The sequence below is a fragment of the Crossiella sp. CA198 genome (genome assembly GCF_052078295.1).
Classification (GTDB): domain Bacteria; phylum Actinomycetota; class Actinomycetes; order Mycobacteriales; family Pseudonocardiaceae; genus Crossiella.
Window position 1 is genome coordinate 19288 of record NZ_JBQJIM010000047.1, and the last position, 25187, is coordinate 44474.

Genomic DNA, 25187 nt, shown 5'->3' on the forward strand with positions numbered 1-25187 from the left:
AGCCAACCGACGATCTTCTTGCCATGAACGATCCGTTCCCTTGAGGCGGAAGTTGCGGAGTGTTACGGCGCGGGCCTGGGAAAGCCGCGCCGATCCTGACCGCCCGGTTACATCCGTGTCAAGAGTTTGGTGGAAGCGCTCTCGCATGCTCCCGCCTGCGCATTCGGACTAGCGCTTGATCACTTACCTGAACCGGCAGCGTGGCGGCCGTGTCCGAATAGCGAAAGTTCCCGAATCGATCAGGTGCGCACGATCTGGCGAACCGCCTCGGTGACGGTCTCCCGCCGGGCCTTCTTGGTGGTGACGAACTTGGTCGAGGCCGCGTCCGGGTTACCCGGCGTCCACATCGTCGAGATCACCAGCACCACGCTGAGCAGGCTCGCCGCGGGGAGGTGCCCCGGCAGCCGCCCGTCCGCCTGCGCCGCCTCGATCGCGGCGATCTTGTCCCGGTGCGCCTGCGCCACCCGCTCGTGCAGCGGCCCGTCCGCGCCGCGTTCCAGGCGGTGCCAGGCGGAGAGCCGGACCACCTCGGGGGACTGCCAGAACCGGTCGAAGAGCCGTCCCGCGTAGCCGGGCAGGTCGTCGGCGTCGATCGGCACCTCGTTCACGGTGCCGTTGACCAGCAGGTCGAACGCGGCGTCGAAGAGCTGCTCCTTGTTGCCGAAGTAGGAGTAGATCATCGCCTTGTTGGCCTTGGCCTGCTCCGCGATCCGGTCCACCCTGGCGCCTGCGATGCCGTAGGCGGCGAACTCGGCGATGGCCGCGTCCAACAGCCGACGTTTGGTTTGTTCCGCGTCACGAGCCATTCCGGCAGGGAAACAGCGGGTAGTGGGTTTGTCAACAGAATGGTTGGTTGGCTGACAGTCCATTGTGGACTTGACCTGGAGCGTGCTCCAAGGTCTAGCGTCGAGTGACATGCGACTGGGCATCCACCTCACCACCTTCAACCACCCCGCTGACCCGGCCGGACTGGCCGCCGAGCTGGCCGCCACCGGGCGTGCCGTCGAGGCCGCCGGCGCGGAAACGCTGTCGGTGATGGACCACTACTTCCAGATGGAACAGAACGGTCTGGCCGAACATCCGATGCTGGAGGGCTACACCACCCTCGGCTTCCTGGCCGCGCACACCAGCGCGGCCCGGCTGGGCCTGCTGGTCACCGGCGTCACCTACCGCCATCCCGGGCTGCTGGCCAAGATCGTCACCACCCTGGACGTGCTCTCCGGCGGCCGCGCCTTCCTCGGCATCGGCGCCGCCTGGTACGACCGGGAGCACCGCGGTCTTGGCGTGCCGTACCCGGCCACGGCCGAGCGGTTCGAGCGCCTGGAGGAGACCCTCCAGATCTGCGGCCAGATGTGGGATCCGGCGAACAACGGCGCCTACGCGGGCAAGCACTACCAGCTCGCCGAGACGCTGAACTCGCCGCAGGCGGTCAGTTCGCCGCGGCCGCGCATCCTGATCGGCGGCGGCGGTGAGCGCAAGACGTTGCGCCTGGTCGCCCAGTACGCCGACGCCTGCAACCTGTTCGCCATCGGCGTGGAGGGGGTCAAGCACAAGCTGGGCGTGCTGGACGCGCACTGCGCCGATCTGGGCCGCGACCCGGCCGAGGTCCAGCGCACCCTGCTCTACCGCAGCGCGGCCCTGGACAACGGCGACCTGGACCAGACCACCCAGGAGCTGGCCGCCTACGCCGAACTGGGCATCAGCACGGTGATCCTGGTGCCGCCGGGCGAGGGCAGCCCGGCCGAGTGGATCGAGCGGCGCTGCGTGCCGCTGGCGCCCAAGCTCGCCGAACTCGGCTGAGCCGTCCGGTCAGGGTTGCGGCTCGGCCGCGGACAGGTGGTCGAGCACGGTGCCGGTGATCTCGGTCAGCGCGGTCAGCTGGGCGGGGGTCAGGACGTCGGCGAAGTACCGGCGGACCTGGTCGACGTGCAGGGGCGCGGCCGCCTCGATGGTGGCCCGCCCCTGGTCGGTCAGGGTGGCGAAGGCGCCCCGGCCGTCGGTCGGGCACTCCTCGCGTTGCACCAGACCGCGGTCCTGCATGCGGGTGATCTGCTTGGACAGCCTGCTCTTCTGCCACTGGAGTTCGGCGCCGAGTTCGTTCAGCCGCAGCCTGCCGTCCGGGGCCTCGGACAGGCCGACCAGCACCGCGTAGTCGGCGTCGGACAGGCCGCTCTGCCGTTGCAGCTCGCGGGCCAGGTGGGAGAGCAGCCGGGACTGCATGGTCAGGAAGCCCCGCCACGCCTGGTGCTGCCGCTCGTCCAGCCATCGCTCGCCCGCCATGTCACCCACTATAGCGATGTGGTTGACATGGAAACCAGAGCTGATTAGCGTCGGGGGCGACCCGGCGATCGGAGCGGTCATGGCTGAGCAGGACGTCCAGGTGACGCGGAACGAGCAGGCGAACCGGTACGAGGTGACTGTTGACGGCGTGCTCGCCGGGTTCGCCGAGTACCAGCTGCGGGACGGCCGCGCCCACTTCACCCACACCGAGGTCTTCGCGGAGTTCGGCGGCCGCGGACTCGGCGGCGTGCTGGCCGCGGACGCCCTCGCCGACACCGCAGGGCGGGACCTGGAGATCGTGCCGCTGTGCCCGTTCATCGCCCGCTACCTGACCCGCCACCCCGACTTCGCCGGCCGGGTGGCCTGGCCGGAGCAGGCCTGATGAGCAACCTCGACACCACCCCCGCCGTCACCCCCTGCCACGGCGGCACCGGGCCGGGCGCGGTCACCGAACTCCTGGAACCGCGGGAGGTCCCACTCGGCGGGCTGCGCGCGATGCGGGTGCAACGCCTGCTGCCGCAACGGGCCCGGCCCACCGTGGGCGCCTGGTGTTTCCTCGATGAGTTCGGGCCGCAGCGCCTGGACATGTCCGTGCTGCCGCATCCGCACATCGGGCTGCAGACCGTCACCTGGCCACTGGCCGGGGAGATCCGGCACCGGGACACCGTCGGTTCCGACGCGGTGCTGCGGCCGGGCCAGCTGAACCTGATGACCGCGGGACACGGGATCGCGCACTCGGAGTTCTCCGTCGGCGCTGACTCGGTGCTGCACGCGTTGCAGCTGTGGGTGGCCTTGCCCGCCGACAAAGCCGAGGTGGCACCACACTTCGAGCAGCACGTCCAGTTGCCGCGATACACCCGCGACGGGGTCTCCGCCGTGGTGTTCATGGGTGCGATGGGCGAGACCGTGTCGCCCGCGACCACCTACACGCCGCTGGTCGGCGCGGAGGTGACCCTCGAACCGGGCGGCGGCTCGCTGCCGTTGCGACCGGACTTCGAGCACGCGGTGCTGGTGATCGACGGATCAGTGACCATCGACGGGGTGGACCTGGCGGCCGGGCCGTTGCTCTACCTCGGGCTGGACCGCACCAAGCTGGAGATCGGCAGTGCGGACGGGGCCCGCCTGGTGTTGCTGGGCGGCGAGCCGTTCCCGGACGACCTGGTGATGTGGTGGAACTTCGTCGGCCGCACGCATGAGGACATCGCCGCGGCCAGGGAAGCCTGGGAGGCGCCGGATCCGGTGCGGTTCGGGGTGATCCCCGCGCACAACGGGGAGCGGATCCCGGCGCCGGTGCTGCCCACCGTCCGGCTCACTCCCCGCCGCCCGCGTCGTTAGCCGGTGTAGCTGCCCTGCTTCACCAGCTGAGCCGATTTGCCGAAGATGAACCAGCCCAGACTGCCCAGGAACGGGTAGGCCAGCGCGACCACGATCCACAGGAACTTGCCGCCGCCGGTGAGCCGCTGGCTGCGCAGGATCGAGATCAGCGCGAACACGAACAGCAGCAGGTACAGGATCCCGAGGATCCCGCCGGTCACCCCGAAGATGAACCCGAGGATCCGGTCCAGGCCGTCCTCGGGACGGTCCTGCGCGAGCACAGTGAGCAACATGCCCGGAAAGTAAGGCCGGAACCGGAAATCGGCCCGCCCAGCAGCACATGATCAATCGAATGGGTGGCGAACCCGACGATCGGCGCTGTCGACGCACCTGCCCCGCGCGCTAGCTTTCGGGCATCGCGACAAACGAACCATTTGCGAACCTGGTGCGGAACACCGGCGGCGAGGTGGTCATGGAAACGGTGCTGGGACTGGTTTTCCACGCCCAGGGGCTGGCGACCTTCCAGGAGGCCGCGCGCACCCTGGCCGGGGTGCGCCTGGAGTGGGTGACCTACGAGCGCGAGGAGCAGATCCGGCCCGCGGTGGCCGATCTCCTTGCGCGGCAACACCTCGACGGGCTGCTGCTCGGCCTGATGCCCTACGCCGAATGCCGGGATCTGCTGCCGCCGGACCTGCAGGTCACCGTCACCAAACCGGTCGCACTGGACCTGTCGCTGATGTTCTGCCGCGCGGCCGCCCGGGGCTGGGCCGCGCGGCCGGTCAGCATCGACACCTTCGAGACCGGCATCGTGGACGAGGTGGCCGCTGCGCTCGGCGCGGATCGCGACCGGATCGCGGTGCTGCCGTACGCGCCGGAGCAGTCACCCGCGGAGATCGTGGCCTTCCACCGGGAGTTCCTGGCCCGCGAACCCGGCGGGTGCGCGCTGACCATGCGCACCGCGGTGACCAGGGAACTCGGCGATGCCCGCCTGGTTACCACCGAGCAGGTGGTCTCCACCGTGCGCGCCCAGCTGCACGAACTGGTGCTGCGCATCGAATCCCAGCGGGCCAGCGCCCAGCGGCTCGCCGCCGGGGTGTTCTTGCTGTCCACAAGGGACGGTGCGGTGGACCTGGACCGGACCCGGGTGCGGCTGCTGAACCTGCTGGTGCAGACCAGCGAGTTCGCCGACGCGTGGATCGAGAACCGGGACCGGCGCGGGGTGGTGGTCTTCGCCCAGCACGCCCTGTTCGAGCGGATCACCGACCACTGGGTGTCGGTGCCGGTGCTCGGGCACGCCGAGGCCGCGCTCGGCTCCCGGGTGGTCGCCGGGTTCGGGGTGGGCGCCTCGGCCCGCAACTGTGTGCTGCTGGCCGAACGCGCCGCCGCCCGCGCCGAGGCCGAGGGGGTTTCCTGCGGCTACCTCATCGACGACAGCGGGGTGATCATCGGTCCGATGGGCCGCGCCCAGCCCGCGCTGACCTTCGCCTACCGCGCGCACGCCGCCGAACTGGAGACCCTGGCGCGCGGCGCGGGACTGAGCACGGTGACCCTGTCCCGGCTGGCCGCGCTGGAGAAGACCTTGCACGGCAAGGCGATCGCGCCCAGCGACCTGGCCGACTCCCTCGGTATCACCGATCCCAGTGGGCGCAGGCTGATCCGCAAGCTGATCGCCGGCGGCCTGGTGCGGGCGGACGGCACCGCGCAGAACCACCGCAAGGGCCGTCCGACCCGGCTGTACCGGCTGGCGATCGGCGACGCGGTCCAGGCGGTCACGGGAAGGGAGTCGTGATGGGCCTGTCCCGCCGCACCCTGCTCACCGCGGCCGCCACGCTACCCGTGCTCGCCGCCTGCGGCCGGAGCGGGCAGCGCACCGGCGCGGTCCGGTTCGAGGGCTGGGACTACGAGGCGACCCTGGTGCAGCAAAACCTGGACAGCTTCGGCAAGGCCAACCCGGACCTGCGGATCGAGTACACGCCGATCACCAGCGCCCAGTACGTGCGCAAGGTGGTCGCCGAGTTCACCGGCGACAACGGACCGGACGCGCTGTACTGCTACGACGACTCCCTGGCCAGCTGGGCACAGGCAGGGTACCTGCAACCCGTCGACGGGATGCCCGGGGTGGACGAAGTCTACAAAGGACTGTACGAGTCCAACGCGAAAGCCATGACGTACCAGGGAAAACGGTATGGGCTGCCGTACTACACCGACTGCCACGGCCTGCTGTACAACGCCGAACTGCTCGGCAAGGCCGGGATCAGCACCCCGCCAGCCAGTCTGGACGAGCTGGAGGCGCAGGCGCTGCGCATCAAAGAGGCCGGGATCCTGCGCTACCCCATTGGTTTCCCGGCCCAGCTCTCCGACACCTGGTCCGGCTGGATCTGGACCGTGCTCTACGGCAGCGGTGGCGCACTGTTCACCGACGAGTTGCGCCCCAACGCGACCAGCGACACCGCGGTCCGGGAAGTGCTGGCCTGGGTGCGGCGGGCGGCCACCGTCACCAAGGTGATCGACCCGGCCTCACTGCAGCAAACCCCGGTGCCCCTGGATAACGCGTTCATGGCCGGGCAGTACGCCTTCACCATCGGCGCCCGCTACGCCGCCCGCGCCTTCAACGACCCGGCCCGGTCCAAGGTCGCCGGGCGGGTGAAGCTCGGCTACGTGCCCAGCCTGGACGGGCGGCGACTGGGCACCGCGGGCAACACCCGGATGTACTGCCTGGCCGCACACACCCAGGTCAAGGACCAGGCATTCCGGCTGCTGCGCTACCTCGGCGGCTACGACGACCGGGGCAGCCCGCTCACCGCGCGATTCTGGTTCCTCAAGCGTGGCCTGGGCTTCGCCTTCCCCGCCCTGGAACGGGATCCGGAGATCACCACCGCGCTGGCCAGGTTCACCGACCCGGCCGTCTACTCCGACCTGGCCGGGATGGCCAAGGCCCGCAACGTGCTGGCCGTGCCCTGGTACGCCGAATACGAGCACGGCCTGCAGAAAACCGTGCAGCGCCTGCTCACCGACCAGACCGACGCCACCGAGGCCGCTGCCGCCCTGGACCGCAGCGCCGAGCTGCTCGCCCGGAGATACTCGTGACCGCCCCCGCCAAGACCCGCAAACCGTGGAGCGACACCGCCCGCGGCTACGCGATGAACGCGCCCGCGCTGCTCGCCCTGCTGCTGCTGGTGGCCTATCCGATCGGCTACTCGTTCTGGGTGAGCCTGCACCGGGACAACCTGGCCCAGCCCGCCGTGCGCAAGTTCATCGGCCTGGACAACTATCTGTCCCTTGTGGACGATCCAGCGTTCCTGCGTTCGCTGGGTGTGTCCGCGTTGTTCGTGCTCACCGTGGTCGGGGCCACCGTGCTGCTCGGCCTGTCCATGGCCCTGGTGCTCAACGAGACCTTCTTCGGCCGCGGTGTGCTGCGCAGCCTGGTGCTGCTGCCCTGGGCCATGCCCGGCGTGGTCAACGGACTTATGTGGCGCACCGTGTTCGACGCCAAAACCGGGGCCCTCAACGGATTGCTCACCGATCTCGGCTGGATCGAGGAGTACCAGGCTTGGCTGTCCTCGGCCACCGGCGCGTTCCTGCTCACCGCCTTCGCCCAGGTCTGGAACACCCTGCCGTTCGCGGTGATCATCCTCCTGGCCGGGCTGTCCACCATCCCCGGCGAGCTGTACGACGCGGCCACCGTGGACCGGGCCGGGCCCTGGCAACGCTTCCGCGAGGTCACCCTGCCCTGGCTGCTGCACCCGCTGCTGATCGTGCTGATCCTGGAGACGATGAACGCCTCCCGGGCCTTCGACACCATCTACGTGCTCACCGGCGGCGGCCCCGGCGACGCCACCGGCACCGTCGCTTTGCTGACCGTGCAACGGGTGCTGAGCTACACCGACGTCGGACTCGGCAGCGCCTACGCGTGGGTGATCACGCTGATCACCATGGTGGTCTCGGTCGGCTATGTCGGGCTGCTCTACCGGCGAGGGAGCTTCGAGGTATGACCAGGATCCCGCTGCGCTACCGCATCCCGTGGAAGAAGATCCTGGTCTCCGTGCTGGCCCTGGTCTTCGCCGCCTACCTGGTGCTGCCGTTCTACTGGATCGTCGCGATGAGCTTCATGACCGAGGCCGACGCGAACTCGCTGCCACCGCAATGGATCCCGGATCAGCCGACCCTGGAGAACTACCGCGCCTTCGTCGACCCCACCGCGGCCCAGGCCCTCCTCGGCGGGCGGGCGGTGAAGGAAACCCCGTTCGCACTGGGCAACAGTCTCCTGGTGGCCACGCTGACCGCGGTGCTCAACCTGCTGCTCGCGGTGTTCGCCGCCTACTCCTTCTCCCGCCTCAACTTCCGCGGCAGCCGGGTGCTGCTCATCCTGTACCTGGTCACCAGGATGGTGCCAGGGGTGGCCATCATCGTGCCGTTCTACCTGCTGATGCGGCAGCTCGACCTGCTCGACACCTACTGGGCGCTGATCCTGTCCTACACCACCTTCGCGCTGCCGGTGACGATCTGGGTGCTCAAGGACTTCTTCCGCGCGGTGCCACGGGAACTGGAGGACGCGGCCAGGGTTGACCGGTGCGGCTGGTTCCGCACCATGTGGTCGGTGGTGCTGCCGATCTCCGCGCCCGGGCTGGTCGCCGCCGCCGTGTTCTCCTTCATGACCGCCTGGAACGAGTTCATGTTCGCGTTGTTCCTCACCAGCACCACCGCGGCCAAGACCATGCCGGTGATCGCGGCCAACTTCGCCACCGACCTCAACACCCAGTTCACCGTGATGGCCGCCTCCGGCGTGCTCGCCGTGCTGCCGCCACTGGTGCTGGTGCTCATCTTCCAGCGGCTCATCGTGACCGGTATGGCCGCCGGTTCGGTCAAGGGATAGGGAGGGCCGATGGCCGAGGTACGCCTGGAACGGGTGCGCAAGGAGTTCGGCCGCGCCACCGCGGTCGCCGACCTCACCCTCACCGTGCGGGACCGGGAGTTCCTGACCCTGGTCGGCCCGTCCGGCTGCGGCAAGTCCACCACGCTGCGGATGATCTGCGGCCTGGAACGGCCCAGTGGCGGCGAGATATTCTTCGACGAGCAGCCGGTGGGCTATCTGCCCGCGAACAAACGCGATGTGGCCATGGTGTTCCAGAGCTACGCGCTCTATCCACATCGGACGGTCGAGCAGAACATCGGATTCGCGCTGAAGATGATGCGGGTGCCCAAACCGGTCATCGCGGAGAAGGTGCGCACCGCGGCCACCGCCCTGGGCATCACCGACCTGCTCGACCGCAAACCCCGCGAACTCTCCGGCGGCCAGCGTCAACGGGTGGCCCTGGGCCGGGCCATCGTCCGGGACGCGGGCGCCTACCTGCTCGACGAGCCACTGTCCAATCTGGACGCCCAGCTGCGGGTGCACATGCGCGCGGAGATCAAACGCCTGCACGCCGACCTGTCCCGCACCTTCATCTACGTCACCCACGACCAGGTCGAGGCGATGACCATGTCCGACCGGATCGCGGTGATGTCCGACGGGAAACTCCAGCAGTGCGCGCCGCCCGAGGAGATCTACCAGCGTCCGGCCAACCGGTTCGTGGCCGCGTTCATGGGCAGCCCGCCGATGAACCTGCTGCCCGGTGAGATCCGCGATGAAGACGGGGTGCGCCGGTTCCGCGGCGGGGGAGTAGTGCTCGACCTGCCCCCGGCCGCCGTCGATGTGCCGACCGGCGAGGTGGAGCTGGGCATCCGGCCCGAGCACGTGCGGGTCGCCGATATGCCCAGGCCCGGCTACCTGCCCGGCCGGGTGTTCGTGGCCGAACTGCTCGGCTCCGACGTGCTGGTCACCGTCGACGTCGGCGACGCCCTGGTCAAGGCCAGGGTGCCGTCCCCGTTCCCGCTCGGCCAGGACAGCTTCGTCCACATCGGACTCGACCCGGCCCAGATCCACCTGTTCGCGGCCGCGGACGGCCGCGCGCTGACGAGAGGACGACCGTGACCGCCACCCGCGACCCCGCCACCGCGGTGCTCACCGTGCCCCGGCCGCCGGACTTCACCGAGTTCTGGGCGCAGACCCTGGACAGCCTGCCCGAACCCGATGCCGCACTGGCCTACCTGCCCACCCTGTCCACCGACACGGTGGCCGTGTTCGACCTGCGCTACACCAGCTACCAGGACGTCGAGATCGCCGCCTGGTACGCGGTGCCGCGCGGCGAAGGCCGCGTTTTCCCCGGCCTGGTCACGATTCCGGGCTATATCAGCGAACCCGACGTGCCCCGGCACTGGGCCGAGCTGGGCTACGCCACCCTCTCGGTGGCACCGCGCGGGAAACTCCGCTCCAACGCGGCGTTCAACCCCGGCTACCCCGGGCTGCTCACGCACAACATCGTCGACCATCACACCTATGGCTACCGCGGTTTCTACGCCGATGTGATCCGCGCCCTGGACGTGCTCGCCGCCCGCCCCGAGGTCGACGAGCAACGCATTGGCGTGCAGGGTTCCAGTCAGGGCGGCGGACTCGGCATCGTCAGCGCCGCGCTGCGCCCGGACCTGGTCCGCTGCTTCGCCGCGGGTGCGCCGTACCTGTGCGGGATCTGGGCCTCGACCAGGCTCACCCATTCCTATCCGTACGAGGAGATCACCGAGTACCTGCGGGTGCACCCGGAGCACGCCGAGGCGATCCAGCGATCGGTGGCCTACTACGACGGCATGAACTTCGCGCCACTGGTGCGGGCGCCGTCCTATGTGTACCTGGGTCTGGAGGACGACGTGTGCCCGCCGGAGACCGGGTTCGCCGTGTTCCGCGAACTCGGCGGGGACAAGGTCCTGGACACCTACGCCGGCTGCGCGCACCACGCCGGTCTGCACTGGGTGCAGCCCAAGATCGAGGCGTTCCTGGCCGGACACCTGACCCCGGAGGCCGTGCGATGAGCGAGTTCGACCAGTACTGGCGGGCCGTGGACGAGGAGCTGGCCGCGGTCCCGGCCGGACCGGTGCTCACCGCGGTCCCTGCCCGGTCCACAGTGGACTTCACCGCCTACGACGTGCACCTCACCAGCATCGGCCCCTACCGCATCTTCGGCTTCCTCAGCATTCCCACCGGCGACGGGCCGTTCCCCTCGGTGCTGGAGACCCCGCGCTACGGCAGCGTCAACCAGCCCCCGCACTACCGGGACCGGCTGCGCTACCTCATTTTCACTGTCATGCACCGGGGCCAGCGCCTCGCCGACGTGCCCTTCCAGGCTGGTTACCCCGGCTTGGCCACCCTCGGCATCGAGGATCCGCTGTCCTATGTGTACCGAGGAATAGTCGCCGATTGCCTGCGTGCTGCGGAATTCCTGCGCTCCCGTCCGGAGACCGATCCGGCCAGGACCGCGGTCACCGGCGATGACCTGGCCCTGCTCACCGCCGCCCGCCGACCCGGTTTCGCCGCGGTGCGCAGCTCCGGGCCGCCGGAGGTCGAACAGGAGATCGCCGACCGGCTGCGCGCCTACCCGGAACACACCGACCGCATCCAGCACACCAGATCCCTCTTCGACCCGGACCGGCACGCCGAGTCGATCACCGCCGCCACCCTGCGCGTGGGCCGCGACCTCCAGCTCACCCACCGGGACACCGAGGACGACGCGGCCCTGGACACCTGGCTGGCCGGGCAGCTCGGCGTGGCCCCGATGAGCAAGTTCGGGCTGGTGCCCCGATGACCTACCAGGACCTCGGCATCCGGCCGGTGATCAACGCCGACTCCACCCTGACCAGGCTCGGCGGCTCGGTGCTCGCGCCCCCGGTGGCCGCGGCGATGGTCGCGGCGGGGCGGGAGTTCGTGGACCTGGCCGAACTGCACCGCGCGGTCGGCGACCGGCTGGCCGAACTGACCGGCAACGAAGCCGGGTACGTGACCTGCGGCGCCTGGGCGGGCACCGTGCACGCGGTGGCCGCCTGCCTGACCGGCGCCGATCCGGAGCTGGCGGCGCGGCTGCCGGACACCCGGGGCCTGCCCAGGGACGAGGTGGTGGTGTTCGCCGCGCAGCGCAAGGGATATGAGGAGGCGGCGCGGCTCACCGGGGCGAAACTGACCACCGAGATCGGGCCGCGCACCGCGGCGGTGCTGTGGTACGCGGGCCCGCGCTTCGCCGAGGGCGCGCCGGAGTTGGCCGAGGTGGTGGCGACCGGGGTGCCGGTGATCGTGGACGCGGCCGCGCAGATCCCGCCGATCGCCACCCTGTGGCGGCACACGGTGGAACTCGGCGCGACGGCCGTGGTGGTCAGCGGTGGCAAGGGATTGCGCGGACCGCAGTCCTCCGGGCTGGTGCTGGGCAGGCGATCGCTGATCGAGGGCTGCCGGGTGCACGGGTCGCCGAACCACGGGGTCGGGCGTGGGATGAAGGTGGGCAAGGAGGAACTGCTCGGCCTGCTCGCCGCGGTGGAATGGAACCTGGCCCAGGACGAGACCGCGGTGCTGGCCGGGTACGAGGCGGTGGTGGACCGGTGGCTGACCGGGCTGGCCGCGGTGCCCGGGGTGCGACTGGAGCGCGGCTATCCCAGCGAGGCCGGGCAGCCGCACTCCCGGGCGATCGTCCACATCGGACCGGACCGCGACCGGGTGGTGGCCGCCTTGCTGGCCGGGGAACCCAGGGTCGCGGTCGGCATGCTCGGCGCGGCGGCGATCGCGCTGAACCCGCAGACCGTGGCCGCCGAGCAGGTCGACCGCGTACTGACCGCGGTGGTTCAGACCTTGCGGGCACGCTAGACCGCAGCCCGGCCGTCGAGTTGGCCCAACCGGGACGCCCAGTTGGCCCAACCGGGCGTACGACTTGGGCCAAGTCGGCGCGTCAGCCGAGTTTGACGAAGGTCTCCATCTCCCTGGCGATCTCGTCCGGGCCGGTGTCGTAGGTCGGGAACAGCACCAGCTCGTCCACGCCGAGTTCGCGGTAGGCCTCCGCGTCGGCCGGTCCGGGCGGGGTGGGGGCCTGAACCAGGTGGATGCGCAGGCGGCCCAGGCGTTCCGGGCGGTCTACCTGGTCGGCGGCCTTGCGTAGCCCGGCCAGGCTGCGGCGCAGGTCCTCGGCGTTGGCGGCCACCCCGTACCAGCCGTGGCCGCGGGAGACCGCGCGCCGGAACGCCGCCGGACTGTGGCCGCCGACCACGATCCGCTGGTCGGCCGGTTTCGGGTGCGCGTCCACGTTGGCGAACCGGGCGAACTTCCCGTCGAAGGCCGGCGCTTCCTGCCGCCACAACGCGTTCATCGCGTCCAGGTACTCATCGGTGCGGGCGCCGCGTTCGGACATCGGCACGCCCACCGCGGTCATCTCCGGTTCCAGGTAGCCCGCGCCGACACCCAGGGTGAACCGGCCGCGGCTGAGGTGGTCCAGGCTGGCCACCTGCTTGGCCAGTACCAGGGGATTGCGTTGCGGCAGAATGATGATCGCGGTGCCCAGTTCGAGGCGCTGGGTGACCGCGGCGACGAAACTCAGGTGCACCAACGGGTCCAGGATCGGTTCCAGGGGGTTCATCGGGGTATCGGCGGGTGCGGGGCTGGGCAGCACCACGTGCTCGCTGGCCCACCAGCCGCGCAGGCCCAGGTCCTCGGCCAGCCGGGCCAGCCGGGTGGTCTGCTCGGGGTCCGCCGTGTGTCGCAGGTTCAGCCCCTGCACGCTCAGATCCATGCCGCCATCGTCTGGCCGATTCGGCCCCACGTCCAAGACCTGTTGTTATAGCCTGTTGCTATGGAGCCTCACCTGCGGGATCTGCGCTACTTCGTGGCGGTAGCTACGGATCTCCTACTGCATACTTCGGTCTATGACTACCACGCCGCCACGTCGGGAACGGGGTCGGACGCTGATCGAGCGGGACCCTGACCAGCTAGTTTGGGCACTGTCGGCCCGCGAGTCCAAGGTACCGGCCGGACGTGGTGCCGACGATGCGGGGCAAGTGGATCACCAGTTGGATGATCTCCGTAAGTTCGTCAAGGGCATTGGCGGGCGAATCGAGCGTGAAGTACCTGAACCGAATGTTTCCTCATTCAGGCGAAAGCGCGTCAAGTTGCCTGACGGCACGTTCGGCTATCGGGTGGTCCGGCCTGATTGGGAAGCGATTCTGACCGCGTTGCGTCGCGGCGAATGTAACGCACTCGCGGTTGTGGATATTGACCGCGCGACACGTGACCCGCGCATTCTGGAAGACCTGATCGACGTGGTCGAGTTGTACGGCGTGTATGTCGTCAGCATGACCGGGAACATTGACCTATCGTCAGATGCGGGTATTGATTCTGCGCGCAGCCTTGTCAACCAGCGCAATTCCGAGTCACGGAACACCTCGCGGCGAGTAGTGGACGGAAAGCGGCGGGCCGCGTACGCGGGTAAGAATCATGGCGGCCGACTGCGCCCGTTCGGATGGCGCAAGGACCGTATAACCCTGAACAAGCGAGAGTCAGCGCATATCGTCGAGGCGGTTCCGCGTATTCTTGCGGGCGTCAGTCCTCTGAACCTGGCGAAGCAATGGAACAAGCGCGGGATTAAGACGGTCACCGGCGTGCCGTGGCTTGCGGGCACTATTCGCGGCATGTTCTTCCGTCCGCGTATCTGCGGATTCGTCACCCATCATGGCGAAGCGCTGAGGGATGAGAATGGCCAGCCGGTGCGTGGGCAATGGGAACCGATTCTCACCGAAGAACAGTACGAGGCTGTCAAGCGGGCGTGGTCGCCTGCGGCACGGGGCGAACAATCACGGTTGGGCGCTAAGGGACGTGGCTACCGCACGATCTACCTGTTGTCGCCGTTCGTGCGGTGCGGCAAATGCAACGCCCGAATGATCGGCGCAACCCGTCGCGACCCGCGCACCAAGAAACTAGTTTCTGTCTATCGGTGTCAGGCCAAAGGGGCCGGGGGTTGCGGCGGGATTGCCCGCGTGGCCGAACCGATCGACGAATACATTAAGGCACTGGTCATCGCAGACCAGCAAAGAATCGAGTCACGCAAAGTTGAGGAACTGCCGCCGTGGCCGAAAGAAAAAGAACTGGCGGGCTACGTTGCTCGAATTGAGGAGTCCATCCGTCGGTACGAATCAGGTGAATACTCCGCAGAGCGCCATTTTCCCAGCCTTGCGCGCATGGAAGCCAATGTAGCGGAACTTCGCCGCGAGCAACACCGGTACAACGCACGCCAGGACGCACGCCGAAGCTTCGTAGCCGACCTGGCTAAGGAGTGGGAGAACCCGGAATTCATGATGGAACAGAAACAGGCCGCAATCGCTAAGAGCCTGACCGCCGTCGTGATCCAGTCTGCGGGCAAGGGCGTCCGGTTCCATCCGGACCAACTCACGCCTGTATTCCGGCAGGACACCTAAAGTCGCATAGTCATAGCAAAAGAGGCCCTGGCAGATTGCCAGGGCCTCTTTTGCTATTCGGTTGAGTCTATCGCTCCTGTGGGCTGTCCAAACCGTAAATGGCCGCCACGGCACGCGCCCACGCTGCGGACCGTGGCGGCGCGTTCTTCAACTGCTCGTGCGCCCACTCGTCAGGCGTAGGCACGCCAGCGCGCCCAGGGCGCGTCTGTGGGCCCGTTCCGGTGCCGACCGGGGAACCGGCGCTGCGACGCCTGTTCGTGCGCTGTCCGGCCGTCTGAGGCCGTTCCACGGTGGCGGTCTGCCAGGCGTCGCCCTGGCGGGGGAGCGGCACTCGGACTGTGTCGCATTGCGACTGTCCACACTGGACGGTCGTTCCGTGTGAATCGTGGCTCTCACAAGCGATCCGGGCGGGGACAGACCGCCCCTTGTGTCGCCGTGGGTCCTCCTGATCAGGTGCCAGAACTCCGGCCTGGTGATCATCGCTGCTTCCTCGGTTCCCTGGTGTGTGAGCGGTGTCCGGTGGTGGGTTAGCGGCCGTGACCACCACCCCCGTCTGCGTTCAAGCCACAGGCCCGGTGAACGCCCGTGGTGAGACTCGTGTACGCGCCGGGTGCCATGCGTCGGTTAGCGGTCACTCCGGCCGCGTTCACGGCCGACCGGTTGGAGCTGATGTTCCTCATGCTGTTGGGTCCCTTGCTCTTCGGTTGCGACGCGCAGGATTGCGAGCCGTCCCTCAAGTAAGACCGCAACCTGTCGCAGCGGCTATGGCAACTTCGGAATAACGCATCCTGCACGGGACTAGCCGCAGGTCAGCGGCATGTGAGCCTGTGAGGGCCGCAAGGGCAGGGAGGGACCCGCAGCATGGTGGAGGAACCTGCGATGTGAGGGGGCTCAGCGAGGTTCTGAGACTGTGCCCCGGAGGGTCCCTGAACCGTGTTTGCGCTGGTCAGCTCAGGGACTTTGGGTCAGGGAGGGGACAGGGAAAAGTCCCTGTCTCCCTGCCGCCTCCCTGGCCTGAGTCCCTGTGTGCCGCACCTATTCGCCCCGTGTCCGATTGGCAGCCAATGCCGATCCAGCCACAATGGCCACTAGTCCGATAGTGGTGCTCCATGAGACATGCTCACCGAGTAGCAACCAGCTCAGTATCACTGCCACGCCAGGCGACAGGTAGAAGGCTAATGTTGCACGAGCTGGTCCGGCGTACCTGATCAGGGAGTAGTTCAAGGTCAGTGTTACGCCGGTGAACACGATGCCCAAAGAGATAAGCGCGGCAATGCTGGCTGACGTCGGCTTGGCGTCTGGGAGTGCGAGTAGGCCCGGGATTAGCAGGACGACTACAGACACCAGCATGGCAACGGTTGCGATACCTAATGGCTCGGCGAAAGTAAGCTTCTTGTGAATCAGGAGTGCTCCACATGCGTAGCACAATGCCGACAGGACAAGAAGTATCCCGCCAAATAGAGCCTGCATGCCGCCGGTCAAGTCTATTCCGAACAGGAGTACCAAGCCGGCGAAACCGAGCAATAAGCCGAGTAAACCAAGCAAACCTTGAGGGCGCTCGTTCGGTGCAAATTTCATGGCCAAGACGGCGACGAAAAGTGGTTGTGAGCCAATAATAATGCCTGCCAACCCGGGTGACAGCCAATGCTGGCCAATTGTAAGCAGTAGCATCGGTGCCGTGGCTTGCAGCAGCACAGTTAGCAGCACCCATCCGGGCTGTTTCTTGAGTGCTGGCAGCACTCCTTGCTTCAGTGCGAAAGGAAGCAGAAACAACGCTGCCAGTGCTACCCGAATTAGGACCACCAATACGGGAGGAAATCCGCGTAGTGCCACGTCAATAACGAGATACGCTCCGCCCCACAGTAAAGCCAGCGCGCCAATTCCAGGCCATACCCAGCGACTCATGTGGTGCTGCAATCAACGTTGCGCATGGTCCGGCCTATTGCACCTTGTCGGTTAGGGATTGGACGATCTCCAGGTTAGCGTATGGCTTGAAAGCCGGTAGTAGTTCGCGTATGCGGCGCTGATTCCGCCCCGAATCGGTCAGAGTCGCTAGCCGCCAGGCTTCATGGGCGGCGTCAGCGGCTGCTTCAGGTTCGGGGGCAGGCGACTTGCCGGAGTCCAGAAGGTGAGCCGCAGCCAGGTCGATAAGCGTGCCGGAACGTTCTCGTACGTACTGCTCCGGGAGCATTTCGCATGCCGATTCAAGAGCGGTAATCGCGGCTGAGGAATCGCCAAGGCGGAGTAGGCAGCGGCCTTTAAGTCGAGTAGCATGCTCCGGGGTGTTATAGAAGCCAAGCCACTGTGGCACGCTATCCGATTGCACGGCATCAAATAGTCGTTCCGACTCCATGAGTGCTTTCGCGCCCGCTTTTTGGTCGCCAGCAAAAGCATGGGCTTCGGCCAATGCTTCGTAAAGCCAGGATCGAACCGCCGGAGTGACGTCGAAGCGCGGCGTATTGGCAATCCTCAGTGCACAGTCAAGCAGTCGTATTGCTTCGCTTCCCCGTTGGGCATGAAGGTGAATGTAACTCATCACGCCGAGTACGTAAGAATGCAAAGTCGGATCTTCGGCCTCTTCGGCGCTCGATAGTGCAATTGAGCAGAAATGTCGGGCTGCCGTATAGTCCTGACCGTCAATGGCGAGCCAGGCCGCTAGTTGTGCCGTGTCGCCCAGCAAGGCTATATACGGCCCGTACAACTCGGACGACACTTGATCAGATACTGTCATCAGGCGGTTTAGATGGGTAATAGTGTCGCCATAGACCGCGCGGGCACCGGCCTGATAGTCAATCTGTCGATAGTTTTTGGTCAGGGATTCGTAGTGCGCCAGTAGCTCAGCTCTCATGGGCATTCTCCCATGGTTATTTGCTGACGGAACGAGTATATTGTGATGTGCGCCTAGTGTTATCAATCCGAACGTGTCCAACCCAGTGGACGTGACCACCGCGCCATCCCTGGGTGTTGCAGTAATCAGTTCGTCGTGGGTCGCGCGTGGTGGTTCCAGTCGGCTTTGCCCTGGAAGATCGAACCACAGCAGACGCTGCGGAAGATGCAGAATCTTGGCGAAATTCTGGAGGATTTCGAGATTTTGCTCTGGCTTGCCGTTTTCGATCTTGCTAATCTGCGCCTGTGTCATGCCGAGCCAGCGTCCCAGAAGTTCCTGGTTAAGCGCCTTGCCGAACATCTGGAGATGGTGAGGGTGATAGCGGTACGACCTAAGTACCCTGCCCATATGTCGACTCTCGAAAGCTGCTCGGAAGTCGTCAGTCTCGAAAAATTCGTCCCTGAGAATCGGTGGCGTACAAAGCTGATCGCGTTGGTCCCTGTGGCACCTACTGCACATGCGCGCGTTGTTGTCGGCCGCGAGAACTGATCCGCAGCCAGAACAACAACGGCGGTCGCTGGCCGCACGGCTTGGGACACCTCGCTGTAGGCCCGGAGAAGTCATCTCGCGATCCCCCACTGATGTCAGAGTTGATCTGCGTCTGACCAGCGTACAACCCTGGCGGCCTTCCAGAACGGCGCGCGGCACGTCAAGCCGAGAGTAGATGATCTTTCGCGGCACTACTGTCGACATCCGACGTGTTTGCGCAGCTCAGGGCGTGGTTACAGAGTGCTGTAAGAAGTGCTTAGTTGTGGCCGAGGAGCTGAGCTTCACCAGGGCGGCCAGCGACCGGCTGTTCATCGCCCAGCCCACGCTGAGCCGTCAGATCCGTCAGCTGGAGACCCAGCTGCGCACCGAGCTGTTCGACCGGGACCGGCGCACCGTGGCGCTCACGCCCGCCGGGGCGGCGCTGCTGCCGCTGGCCAGGGAGCTGCTGGAACGCTGGGAACAGGCGCGGCGACAGGTCGGCGAGGTGGCCTCCTGCTGTGACACCGTGCTCACCGTGGGTTTCCAGACCCGGATCGGGCGCGGGCTGATCCCCGCCGTCACCGCCCGGCTGGGCGCGGTGCTGCCGCAGTGGCGGCTGAGTTTCCGGCAGGTCAGCTGGACCGACCCGGCCGCCGGGCTGCTCGACGGACAGACCGATGTGGCCATCAGCTGGCTGCCGGTGCCCGCGCAGGCCGGGCTGTCCTGGAAGGTGGTGAGCACCGAACCGCTGTGGGCGGCGCTGCCCGTCGGTCATCAACTGTCCACTTCGGACGCTGTGTCGTTTGCCGAACTCGCGCGGGAGCCGTTCGTCGCGCTGCCCGCGAACGCGGGGCTACAGCGGGACTTCTGGCTGGCCACCGGGTACCGGGACACCCCGGCGCGGATCGGGGTGGAGGCCGCGACCGCGGAGGAGAGCTTCGAGGCGGTCGCCGCCGGGCTCGGCGTCAGCCTGCTCGCCGCGGGCAATGTCGAGCTGTACCAACGACCTGACGTGGTCTGCCGCCCGGTCACCGGGCTGCCACCCGCGGAACTGGCGGTGATCTGGCGGAGCGAGGACGACCGGGAGGCGATCCGGGTGTTCGCCGAGTCCTGCGTGCGGTGCCTGTGCGACCGCGCGGCCTGAGCGGAACACCCGGATCGAGCCGGTTCGCTCAGGCGCCGAAGCCGCCGTCGATGTCCAGGCTGGTCCCGGTGATGAAACTGGATTCCGGGCCGGCCAGGTAGGCGACGAAACTGGCCACCTCTTCGACGGTGCCGTAGCGCGGCAACGCCATCAGCGCGCGCATCCGGTCCGCGATCGGGCCGTCGGCCGGGTTGAGTTCGGTGTCCACCGGGCCGGGCTGCACGTTGGTCACGGTGATCCCGCGCGGGCCGAGATCGCGGGCGAAGCCCTTGGTGAGACCGTCCAGGGCGGCCTTGGTGGCGGCGTAGATCGCGCCGCCGGGCATCGGCATGCGGTCGCCGTTGATGCTGCCGATGGTGATGATCCGCCCACCCTCGCGCAGGTGCGGCACGGCCGCCTGGACCGCGACGAACACCGCGCGCACGTTGACCGCGAAGGTCTGGTCGAAATCGGCCAGGGTGGCCTGGTCGACCGTGGCCCAGCGGCCGCCGCCGGCGTTGTTGACCAGGATGTCCAGGCCGCCGAACTCGGCCACGGTCTGGGTGACGGAGGCGGTCACCTCGGCTTCCGAGGCGGAATCCGCCTTGATCGCCACCGCGCGGCCACCCGCCTCGGTGATGGTCCGCGCCACCTCGGCCGCGCGGTCCGGGGAGTTGGCGTAGGTCAGCGCGACCGCCGCACCCTCTCTGGCCAGCCGGATCGCCACCCCCGCGCCGATTCCGCGTGATCCACCCGTCACCAGCGCGACCCGACCGGCGAGCTGCTGTGCCATGACTTGCTTCTCAACCACGATAATTTATCGGTCAGTACACATTTACGGCTGGCGGGCAGGCGCTGTCAAGGCTATTTTGTACCGAGTAGTATTCGTTGTGCTGGCGGAGGTGCGGGATGCCTGCTGGTAGGCCGCGGGAGTTCGACGTGGACGCGGGACTGGACGCGGCGCTGCGGGTGTTCTGGCGACAGGGGTACGCGGGCGCCGCGCTGACCGACCTGACCGAGGCGGTCGGGGTCAACCGGCCCAGCCTGTACGCGGCCTACGGCAACAAGGCCGAGCTGTTCCGCCGGGCCCTGGCGCACTACTCCACGCACTACGCCACCCACCTGAATGAGGCGTTGGCCCAGCCCACCGCGCGGGAGGCGGTCGAGGTGTTCCTGCGCGGCGCGGTCACCGTGACCACGACCAAGGGCTGTCCGCGGGGATGCCTTGGGGTGCAGGGCGCGCTGGTGGCCGGGCCGGAGAACGAGGAGATCCGGGAAGAGCTGGCGCAGTGGCGGCGGGACGGGGAACTCGCGCTGCGGGAGCGGTTCCGGCGGGCACGGCTGGCGGGAGAACTGCCGTCCACAGTGGACCCGGCTGATCTGGCTCGCTATGTCGGCACGGTGGGCTTCGGGATGTCGGTGCAGGCCACCGGCGGGGCGTCCCGGGCACAGCTGGAGCGGGTGGTGGAGCTGACGCTGCGTGCCTGGGACGGCATGGTGGCGGGATAGTTCAGCGCGGCAAAGGGAAGTCCACTGAGCCGGGTGGAAAACCTACCCGCGTGTTGGCCGAAGTTGTACGCCACGTTGGCTGTTGTGGTACGCGATCTAGGGGGTTCGCCAGGATTGGAAGGCGGTCAGGCCGAAGGCGGTGCCTGGTTTGGGTTTGGCGACCACGCGTAGTGCGGTGGTTTCCAGGGTGGGGAACGTGATCCGGGTCAGGTCGTTGCCGATCGGGGTGGCGTGGCTACGGCGCTGGCCGGGGATCTCGGCCCAGGTGCCGTCGGATCGCTTGTGTTGCAAGGAGAACGATGCCGGGGGTTGGACGCCGCCGCGGTCGTCGTAGAAGTAGAGGCGGACGTCGGAGGCCGGGGTTGGGCGGCCGAAGTCCAGGGCCAGCCAGTCTTCGGGGTTGGGGGAGCGGTAGGTGGTCCAGCGGGTGCCGGGGACGTCCAGGAAGAAGTTCTGGCCGTCGTTGGCTTCGCTGGGGGCGTCGCCGGGGTTGGCGTAGGAGGCGGTGGCTTGAGGGAAACCTTGGGCCGAGGGGTTGGCCGCGTCGTCGATCTGGTGGGGGAGGGGGTGGCGGGGGGCGTCGGGGACTGGGATGCGCAGGGGGCCTGGGGTGGGGCGGGTGGCTACTGGTGTGCCGTCGAGGTAGATGCGGAATCCCTTGCCCTGCTTGTACTTGGTGCCGTCCTGGTCCCAGAGCACAGTCAGGTTGCGGCCGTGGTAGGGGAGGTTTTCCACGGCGAAGTGGGTCCAGGTTCTGGGGGTCAGGGGGTGGATCAGGACTGAGGCGTCTGGCTGGGGGCGGATGCCCAGCAGGCCGGAGAGGACCAGGTCGGTGTAGGTGGAGTGGTTGTAGTCCTGGCTGTGGCCTGGGGTGTCGTACATCCATTGTGGACGGTCCGGGTGGTGGGCTTCGGCCACGTGGGGGCGGCCGTTTTTGTACTGGGTCTGGGTGTAGCGGCTTAGCGCGGTGTAGTAGTCGTCTTTGTCTACATAGGACTGTGTGGGATACTCGATCAACAGGTTGGCCAGTGCGGTGAGGGTTTGGCTGGTGGCGTAGGGCCAGCTGGGGCCGTCCCAGCGGCAGCAGCCCTTGTCCGCCTCGTGCATGAACCAGGGGCTGCGGCGTTCCACGGTGGGTGGGCCGTAGGGGGCGTCGAAGCCCTGGGGGTCGGTGAGTTGGGACCAGGCGGCGGCGTTGGTGGCGGGGGCGGTGCGGAAGGCCCAGGGGACGAAGCCGATCTGTTCGCGGTCGGCGATCTTGTCGCGACCGGGGTTGTTGTCGCGCATGACGTGTTTGTAGAAGGCGGTTTGGGGGTCCCAGAGCCATTTTTGCTGGGCCTCGGACAGGTCGTTGGCTCGTTGGGTGAAGTAGGCGGCGGTGGTGTGGTCGCCGGTGCGGCGGGACAGCGCGGCGATGGCTCGGGCGTCGGCGATCTGGTAGGTGTTCAGGGTGGGGCGGAAGCCGTCCCCGCCGTGGTAGGGATCAGGGCTCTGGTAGGAGCTGGCGGTGTACTCCATGGCGTCCCAGACCGGGGTTTGCCAGTACAGGCCGGTGCTGGTGTCCAGTTGCGGGGACCAACGGTCCCAGTGCCTGCGCAACTCGGGGAGCAGGTCGGTGGCAAAGCGCCAGTCGCCGGTGATCTCCGCTCTGGCCACGGTCGCGTCCGCCAGCCAGCTGGAGTACTGGTGCGCCCAGTCGGTGGTGTTCTTGTTCAGGAACTCGGTGGCGGGTTTGGCACCGGCGCCGTTGCCGCGTAACCAATAGCGCAGGTAGTCGTCCAGGTAACGGGTGTCGCGCAGCCAGCGGCCCTCGTACACGTGGTGGCCCGCCGCGGCCACGATGCCGCCGCTGGGCGCCGCATAGCCGACCGGGCCGAGGAACTCGCTGACGATCCAGCCCTCGCGCGGGCCGGTGTACTTCAGCGCCTCCTGGTAGACCTTCCAGCGGTAGTAGTAGATCTCCCGCAGCTGCGCGTCCGGCAGGTCCACGAACGGGATGTTCGCCTTGAACCAGCCCGGTTCCGGCAGGTCGCCGAGCAGGCGGTCCTGATCCAGGAAACGCGTGCCCGCCCCGACCGCCGGGTAGGGACCGGCGGGCGGGGCGGCGTGACCGGGCAGCGTGGTGAGGCCGAGTGCGGTGCACAGCGTCAGGAACAGCGCGGCGATCCGTCGTGGCATGGGTTCGAGTGTTACCGGGAACCGGTGCGGGCCGGGTCGTTGTGGCCGACAACGGTCAGCGCCGGCTCGGGCAGGCGGCGGCCCAGCAGCCAGGCCGCGGCGGGCAGGACCACCAGGCAGGCCAGGGTGAACTGCAGCGAGGTGGCGTCGGCGAGCAGGCCCAGCAGTGGCGCGAACACGCCGCCCGCGCTGACCGCCAGGCCCAGGGTGACGCCGCTGGCGGTGCCGATCCGGTTCGGCAGGTAGTCCTGGCCCAGGGTGACGTGCAGCGAGAACGGGACCGAGAAGGCGATGGCGGTGGCCGCGATGAACAGGTACAGCGCGGGGCCGGGTACCAGTGCGACGCCGGCGAGCGCGGGAACGGCGCAGGCATAGGAGATCCACAGCACCCGGACCCGGCCCCAGCGGCGGGCCAGCCTGCCGCCGAGCATGGTGCCCAGCGCACCGGCGGCGTAGAGCACGAACAACGCGGCCGCGCTCGCGGTGGCGCCGGCGTGCACCCGTTGCTGGACGAACAGGCCGAGGAAGGTGCTCAGGCCGATGTAGCCGATCGAGCGGACCACGATCACCGCGGACAGGGTGCGGAAGGCGGGCCAGTTGTCCCTACCGGGCTTGGCCTCGCGGGTGCTGGGGGCGGGGGAGTGCTTGCCCAGCAAGGGGAGGGTGGCGAGCAGGCCGATGGTGGTGAGCACCAGCAGGAGTGGGGCGGCTCGCAGGCCGCCGAGGGCGAGTACCGGGGCGGCCAGTACCGGGGCCAGGGCGAAGCCGATGTTGCCGCCGACGGAGAAGGTGCTCATGCCGACCGGGTCGCCGCCGGTGACCGCGCGGGCCAGCCGGGCCGCCTCCGGGTGGTAGGCGGCCACGCCCAGGCCGCTGAGCGCGACCGCGGCGAAGGTCAGCGGATAGCCCTCGACCAGTCCGGCCACGGCGATGCCCAGTCCGGCCAGCACCAGGCCGATCGGGGCCAGCCAGGGCAGTGGGCGGCGGTCGGTCCACAGGCCGAACAGCGGCTGTGCCACCGAGGACAGCAGGCTCGCGGCCAGCGCCAGGCCGGACACCGCGAGATAGCCGTAACTGCGTTCGGCCACCAGGAACGGCACCAGCACCGGCACCGCGCCCTGGAACAGGTCGACACTGCCGTGCCCGACCGCCAGCAGCAGCGTGGGCACTCGTCGTGAGGTCTGCATGGGCTTCAGCCTGCCCCTGGGCCGGGCGGCGTGCTTCCGGTAAACTGCCAGACAATGTCGAAATCCCGCCATATGCCGGTGGCGCCGACCACACACAAGGAACTGGCCGCTGGGGCGGGCATCGACGCGCACCGGCACGACGACCACCAGATCCTCTACGCCGCCACCGGGGTGCTCGCGGTGCGCACGGACGCGGGCCGGTGGCTGGCCCCGGCGACCAAGGCGCTGTGGGTGCCAGCCGGGGTGACGCACGAGCACCGGGCGTACGGGCGGATCGACCTGCACCTGATCGGCCTGCCGCTCACCCAGAACCCCCTCGGTCTGGACCAGCCGGCGGTGCTCGCGGTCGGGCCGCTGCTGCGTGAGCTGATCATCGGCTACACCGCCTTCGGCGACCGGGACACCCCGGAACGGCGGCGGCTGCTGACCGTGCTCCTGGATCAGTTGCGGCAGTCGCCGCAGGAGCCGATCCGGTTGCCCGCGGCCCGGGATCCCCGGCTGGCGGCGGTGTGCGCGCGGCTGGACGCGGATCCGGCGGATGGGCGCACGCTGGGCGAGTTCGGGGTGGAGTTCGGTGCGAGCGAGCGCACGTTGTCCCGGTTGTGCCGGGCGGAGCTGGGCATGTCGTTCCCGCAGTGGCGGACCCAGTTGCGGTTGCAGCACGCGTTGATCCTGCTGGCCGAGGACCTGCCGGTGACCACGGTGGCACACCGCTGCGGCTGGGCTACGCCGAGCGCGTTCATCGACGTCTTCCGCCGCGCCTTCGGCCGCACCCCGGGCCGGGCCTGAAGACTCGCAGGTGTGTTGGCCGTTGGGTGGTTTCTAGCGGTTGTTGCGTCACGGTGGGCTAGCGATGCTGGGCCAGGAGCGTATGCATGCGCTGGGCTGGGTTGTCCCAGCCCAGTGTCATGCGTGGTCTGCGGTTGAG

General features: G+C 68.1%; 24 protein-coding genes. 15 read left to right on the forward strand and 9 right to left on the reverse strand.

What is annotated here, in order from left to right; all coding sequences use genetic code 11:
• Positions 1-239 precede the first annotated feature (239 nt).
• On the reverse strand, positions 240-806 hold the full coding sequence (locus ACTOWY_RS42730) for a TetR family transcriptional regulator (protein ID WP_441315299.1): 567 nt from the start codon (positions 804-806) through the stop codon (positions 240-242).
• Positions 807-915: 109 nt separating this feature from the next.
• Here ACTOWY_RS42730 and ACTOWY_RS42735 point away from each other — a divergent pair, with 109 nt between their 5' ends.
• A complete protein-coding gene (locus ACTOWY_RS42735) occupies positions 916-1800 on the forward strand; it encodes an LLM class F420-dependent oxidoreductase (RefSeq protein WP_441315300.1) in 885 nt (294 codons plus the stop codon).
• 9 nt (positions 1801-1809) lie between these two features.
• Here the strand turns inward: ACTOWY_RS42735 and ACTOWY_RS42740 are convergent, their stop codons facing one another.
• Complete coding sequence (locus ACTOWY_RS42740; protein ID WP_441315301.1) at positions 1810-2280, reverse strand: MarR family winged helix-turn-helix transcriptional regulator; 471 nt, start codon at positions 2278-2280, stop codon at positions 1810-1812.
• Positions 2281-2359: 79 nt separating this feature from the next.
• Between ACTOWY_RS42740 and ACTOWY_RS42745 the strand changes: the two genes are divergently transcribed.
• Together ACTOWY_RS42745 and ACTOWY_RS42750 are read left to right on the forward strand one after the other, a co-directional pair.
• On the forward strand, positions 2360-2662 hold the full coding sequence (locus ACTOWY_RS42745; protein WP_441315302.1) for a GNAT family N-acetyltransferase: 303 nt from the start codon (positions 2360-2362) through the stop codon (positions 2660-2662).
• Positions 2662-3615 carry a pirin family protein gene (locus ACTOWY_RS42750; protein WP_441315303.1) on the forward strand — a complete coding sequence of 318 codons (954 nt, stop codon included), beginning with the start codon at positions 2662-2664 and terminating at the stop codon, positions 3613-3615. Before ACTOWY_RS42745 ends, ACTOWY_RS42750 begins: the two co-directional genes overlap by 1 nt.
• Here the strand turns inward: ACTOWY_RS42750 and ACTOWY_RS42755 are convergent.
• Entirely contained in the window at positions 3612-3887 is a 276-nt protein-coding gene (locus ACTOWY_RS42755) for a PLD nuclease N-terminal domain-containing protein (RefSeq protein ID WP_441315304.1), read from the reverse strand. The two genes, ACTOWY_RS42750 and ACTOWY_RS42755, sit on opposite strands and share 4 nt — an antisense overlap.
• 179 nt (positions 3888-4066) lie before the next feature.
• Between ACTOWY_RS42755 and ACTOWY_RS42760 the strand changes: the two genes are divergently transcribed.
• From ACTOWY_RS42760 to ACTOWY_RS42795, 8 genes are read left to right on the forward strand one after another with little or no spacing between them, the layout of a single operon-like run.
• Positions 4067-5383: a hypothetical protein gene (locus ACTOWY_RS42760; RefSeq protein ID WP_441315305.1), complete on the forward strand. Its 1317-nt coding sequence runs from the start codon at positions 4067-4069 to the stop codon at positions 5381-5383.
• Positions 5383-6681, forward strand: a complete 1299-nt coding sequence (locus ACTOWY_RS42765; RefSeq protein WP_441315306.1) for an ABC transporter substrate-binding protein — start codon at positions 5383-5385, stop codon at positions 6679-6681. The genes ACTOWY_RS42760 and ACTOWY_RS42765 overlap by 1 nt, the downstream gene beginning before the upstream one ends.
• Positions 6678-7586 (forward strand): carbohydrate ABC transporter permease, encoded by a 909-nt coding sequence (locus ACTOWY_RS42770; protein ID WP_441315307.1) that lies wholly within the window; start codon positions 6678-6680, stop codon positions 7584-7586. The genes ACTOWY_RS42765 and ACTOWY_RS42770 overlap by 4 nt, the downstream gene beginning before the upstream one ends.
• A complete protein-coding gene (locus ACTOWY_RS42775; protein WP_441315308.1) occupies positions 7583-8467 on the forward strand; it encodes a carbohydrate ABC transporter permease in 885 nt (294 codons plus the stop codon). The genes ACTOWY_RS42770 and ACTOWY_RS42775 overlap by 4 nt, the downstream gene beginning before the upstream one ends.
• Positions 8468-8476: 9 nt before the next feature.
• On the forward strand, positions 8477-9565 hold the full coding sequence (locus tag ACTOWY_RS42780; protein WP_441315309.1) for an ABC transporter ATP-binding protein: 1089 nt from the start codon (positions 8477-8479) through the stop codon (positions 9563-9565).
• The gene (locus ACTOWY_RS42785) at positions 9562-10497 is read left to right on the forward strand and encodes an acetylxylan esterase (RefSeq protein WP_441315310.1); all 936 of its coding nucleotides are present in this window, start codon (positions 9562-9564) and stop codon (positions 10495-10497) included. The genes ACTOWY_RS42780 and ACTOWY_RS42785 overlap by 4 nt, the downstream gene beginning before the upstream one ends.
• Entirely contained in the window at positions 10494-11267 is a 774-nt protein-coding gene (locus ACTOWY_RS42790; RefSeq protein WP_441315311.1) for an acetylxylan esterase, read from the forward strand. The genes ACTOWY_RS42785 and ACTOWY_RS42790 overlap by 4 nt, the downstream gene beginning before the upstream one ends.
• A complete protein-coding gene (locus ACTOWY_RS42795) occupies positions 11264-12313 on the forward strand; it encodes a hypothetical protein (protein ID WP_441315312.1) in 1050 nt (349 codons plus the stop codon). The genes ACTOWY_RS42790 and ACTOWY_RS42795 overlap by 4 nt, the downstream gene beginning before the upstream one ends.
• 82 nt (positions 12314-12395) lie before the next feature.
• Here the strand turns inward: ACTOWY_RS42795 and ACTOWY_RS42800 are convergent, their stop codons facing one another.
• Positions 12396-13229 (reverse strand): LLM class F420-dependent oxidoreductase, encoded by an 834-nt coding sequence (locus ACTOWY_RS42800; protein ID WP_441315314.1) that lies wholly within the window; start codon positions 13227-13229, stop codon positions 12396-12398.
• Positions 13230-13362: 133 nt separating this feature from the next.
• Between ACTOWY_RS42800 and ACTOWY_RS42805 the strand changes: the two genes are divergently transcribed.
• On the forward strand, positions 13363-14907 hold the full coding sequence (locus ACTOWY_RS42805) for a recombinase family protein (RefSeq protein ID WP_441315315.1): 1545 nt from the start codon (positions 13363-13365) through the stop codon (positions 14905-14907).
• Positions 14908-15942: 1035 nt separating this feature from the next.
• Here ACTOWY_RS42805 and ACTOWY_RS42810 read toward each other — a convergent pair.
• The gene (locus ACTOWY_RS42810; protein ID WP_441315316.1) at positions 15943-16812 is read right to left on the reverse strand and encodes a DMT family transporter; all 870 of its coding nucleotides are present in this window, start codon (positions 16810-16812) and stop codon (positions 15943-15945) included.
• 34 nt (positions 16813-16846) lie between these two features.
• The gene (locus tag ACTOWY_RS42815) at positions 16847-18094 is read right to left on the reverse strand and encodes a helix-turn-helix domain-containing protein (protein WP_441315317.1); all 1248 of its coding nucleotides are present in this window, start codon (positions 18092-18094) and stop codon (positions 16847-16849) included.
• A 451-nt stretch (positions 18095-18545) separates the two neighbouring features.
• Between ACTOWY_RS42815 and ACTOWY_RS42820 the strand changes: the two genes are divergently transcribed.
• Entirely contained in the window at positions 18546-19406 is an 861-nt protein-coding gene (locus tag ACTOWY_RS42820) for a LysR family transcriptional regulator (RefSeq protein ID WP_441315318.1), read from the forward strand.
• Between the two features lie 28 nt (positions 19407-19434).
• Here the strand turns inward: ACTOWY_RS42820 and ACTOWY_RS42825 are convergent, their stop codons facing one another.
• Positions 19435-20178, reverse strand: coding sequence for a 3-oxoacyl-ACP reductase family protein (locus ACTOWY_RS42825; protein ID WP_441315319.1), 744 nt, complete (start codon positions 20176-20178; stop codon positions 19435-19437).
• Positions 20179-20294: 116 nt separating this feature from the next.
• On the opposite strand from ACTOWY_RS42825, the gene ACTOWY_RS42830 reads away from it, so the two are divergent.
• The gene (locus tag ACTOWY_RS42830; protein WP_441315320.1) at positions 20295-20894 is read left to right on the forward strand and encodes a TetR/AcrR family transcriptional regulator; all 600 of its coding nucleotides are present in this window, start codon (positions 20295-20297) and stop codon (positions 20892-20894) included.
• A gap of 96 nt (positions 20895-20990) precedes the next feature.
• On the opposite strand, the gene ACTOWY_RS42835 is transcribed toward ACTOWY_RS42830, so the two are convergent.
• Positions 20991-23072: an MGH1-like glycoside hydrolase domain-containing protein gene (locus tag ACTOWY_RS42835; protein ID WP_441315321.1), complete on the reverse strand. Its 2082-nt coding sequence runs from the start codon at positions 23070-23072 to the stop codon at positions 20991-20993.
• Between the two features lie 11 nt (positions 23073-23083).
• Complete coding sequence (locus tag ACTOWY_RS42840; RefSeq protein ID WP_441315322.1) at positions 23084-24259, reverse strand: MFS transporter; 1176 nt, start codon at positions 24257-24259, stop codon at positions 23084-23086.
• Between the two features lie 54 nt (positions 24260-24313).
• On the opposite strand from ACTOWY_RS42840, the gene ACTOWY_RS42845 reads away from it, so the two are divergent.
• A complete protein-coding gene (locus ACTOWY_RS42845) occupies positions 24314-25048 on the forward strand; it encodes an AraC family transcriptional regulator (protein WP_441315323.1) in 735 nt (244 codons plus the stop codon).
• Positions 25049-25187 lie beyond the last annotated feature (139 nt).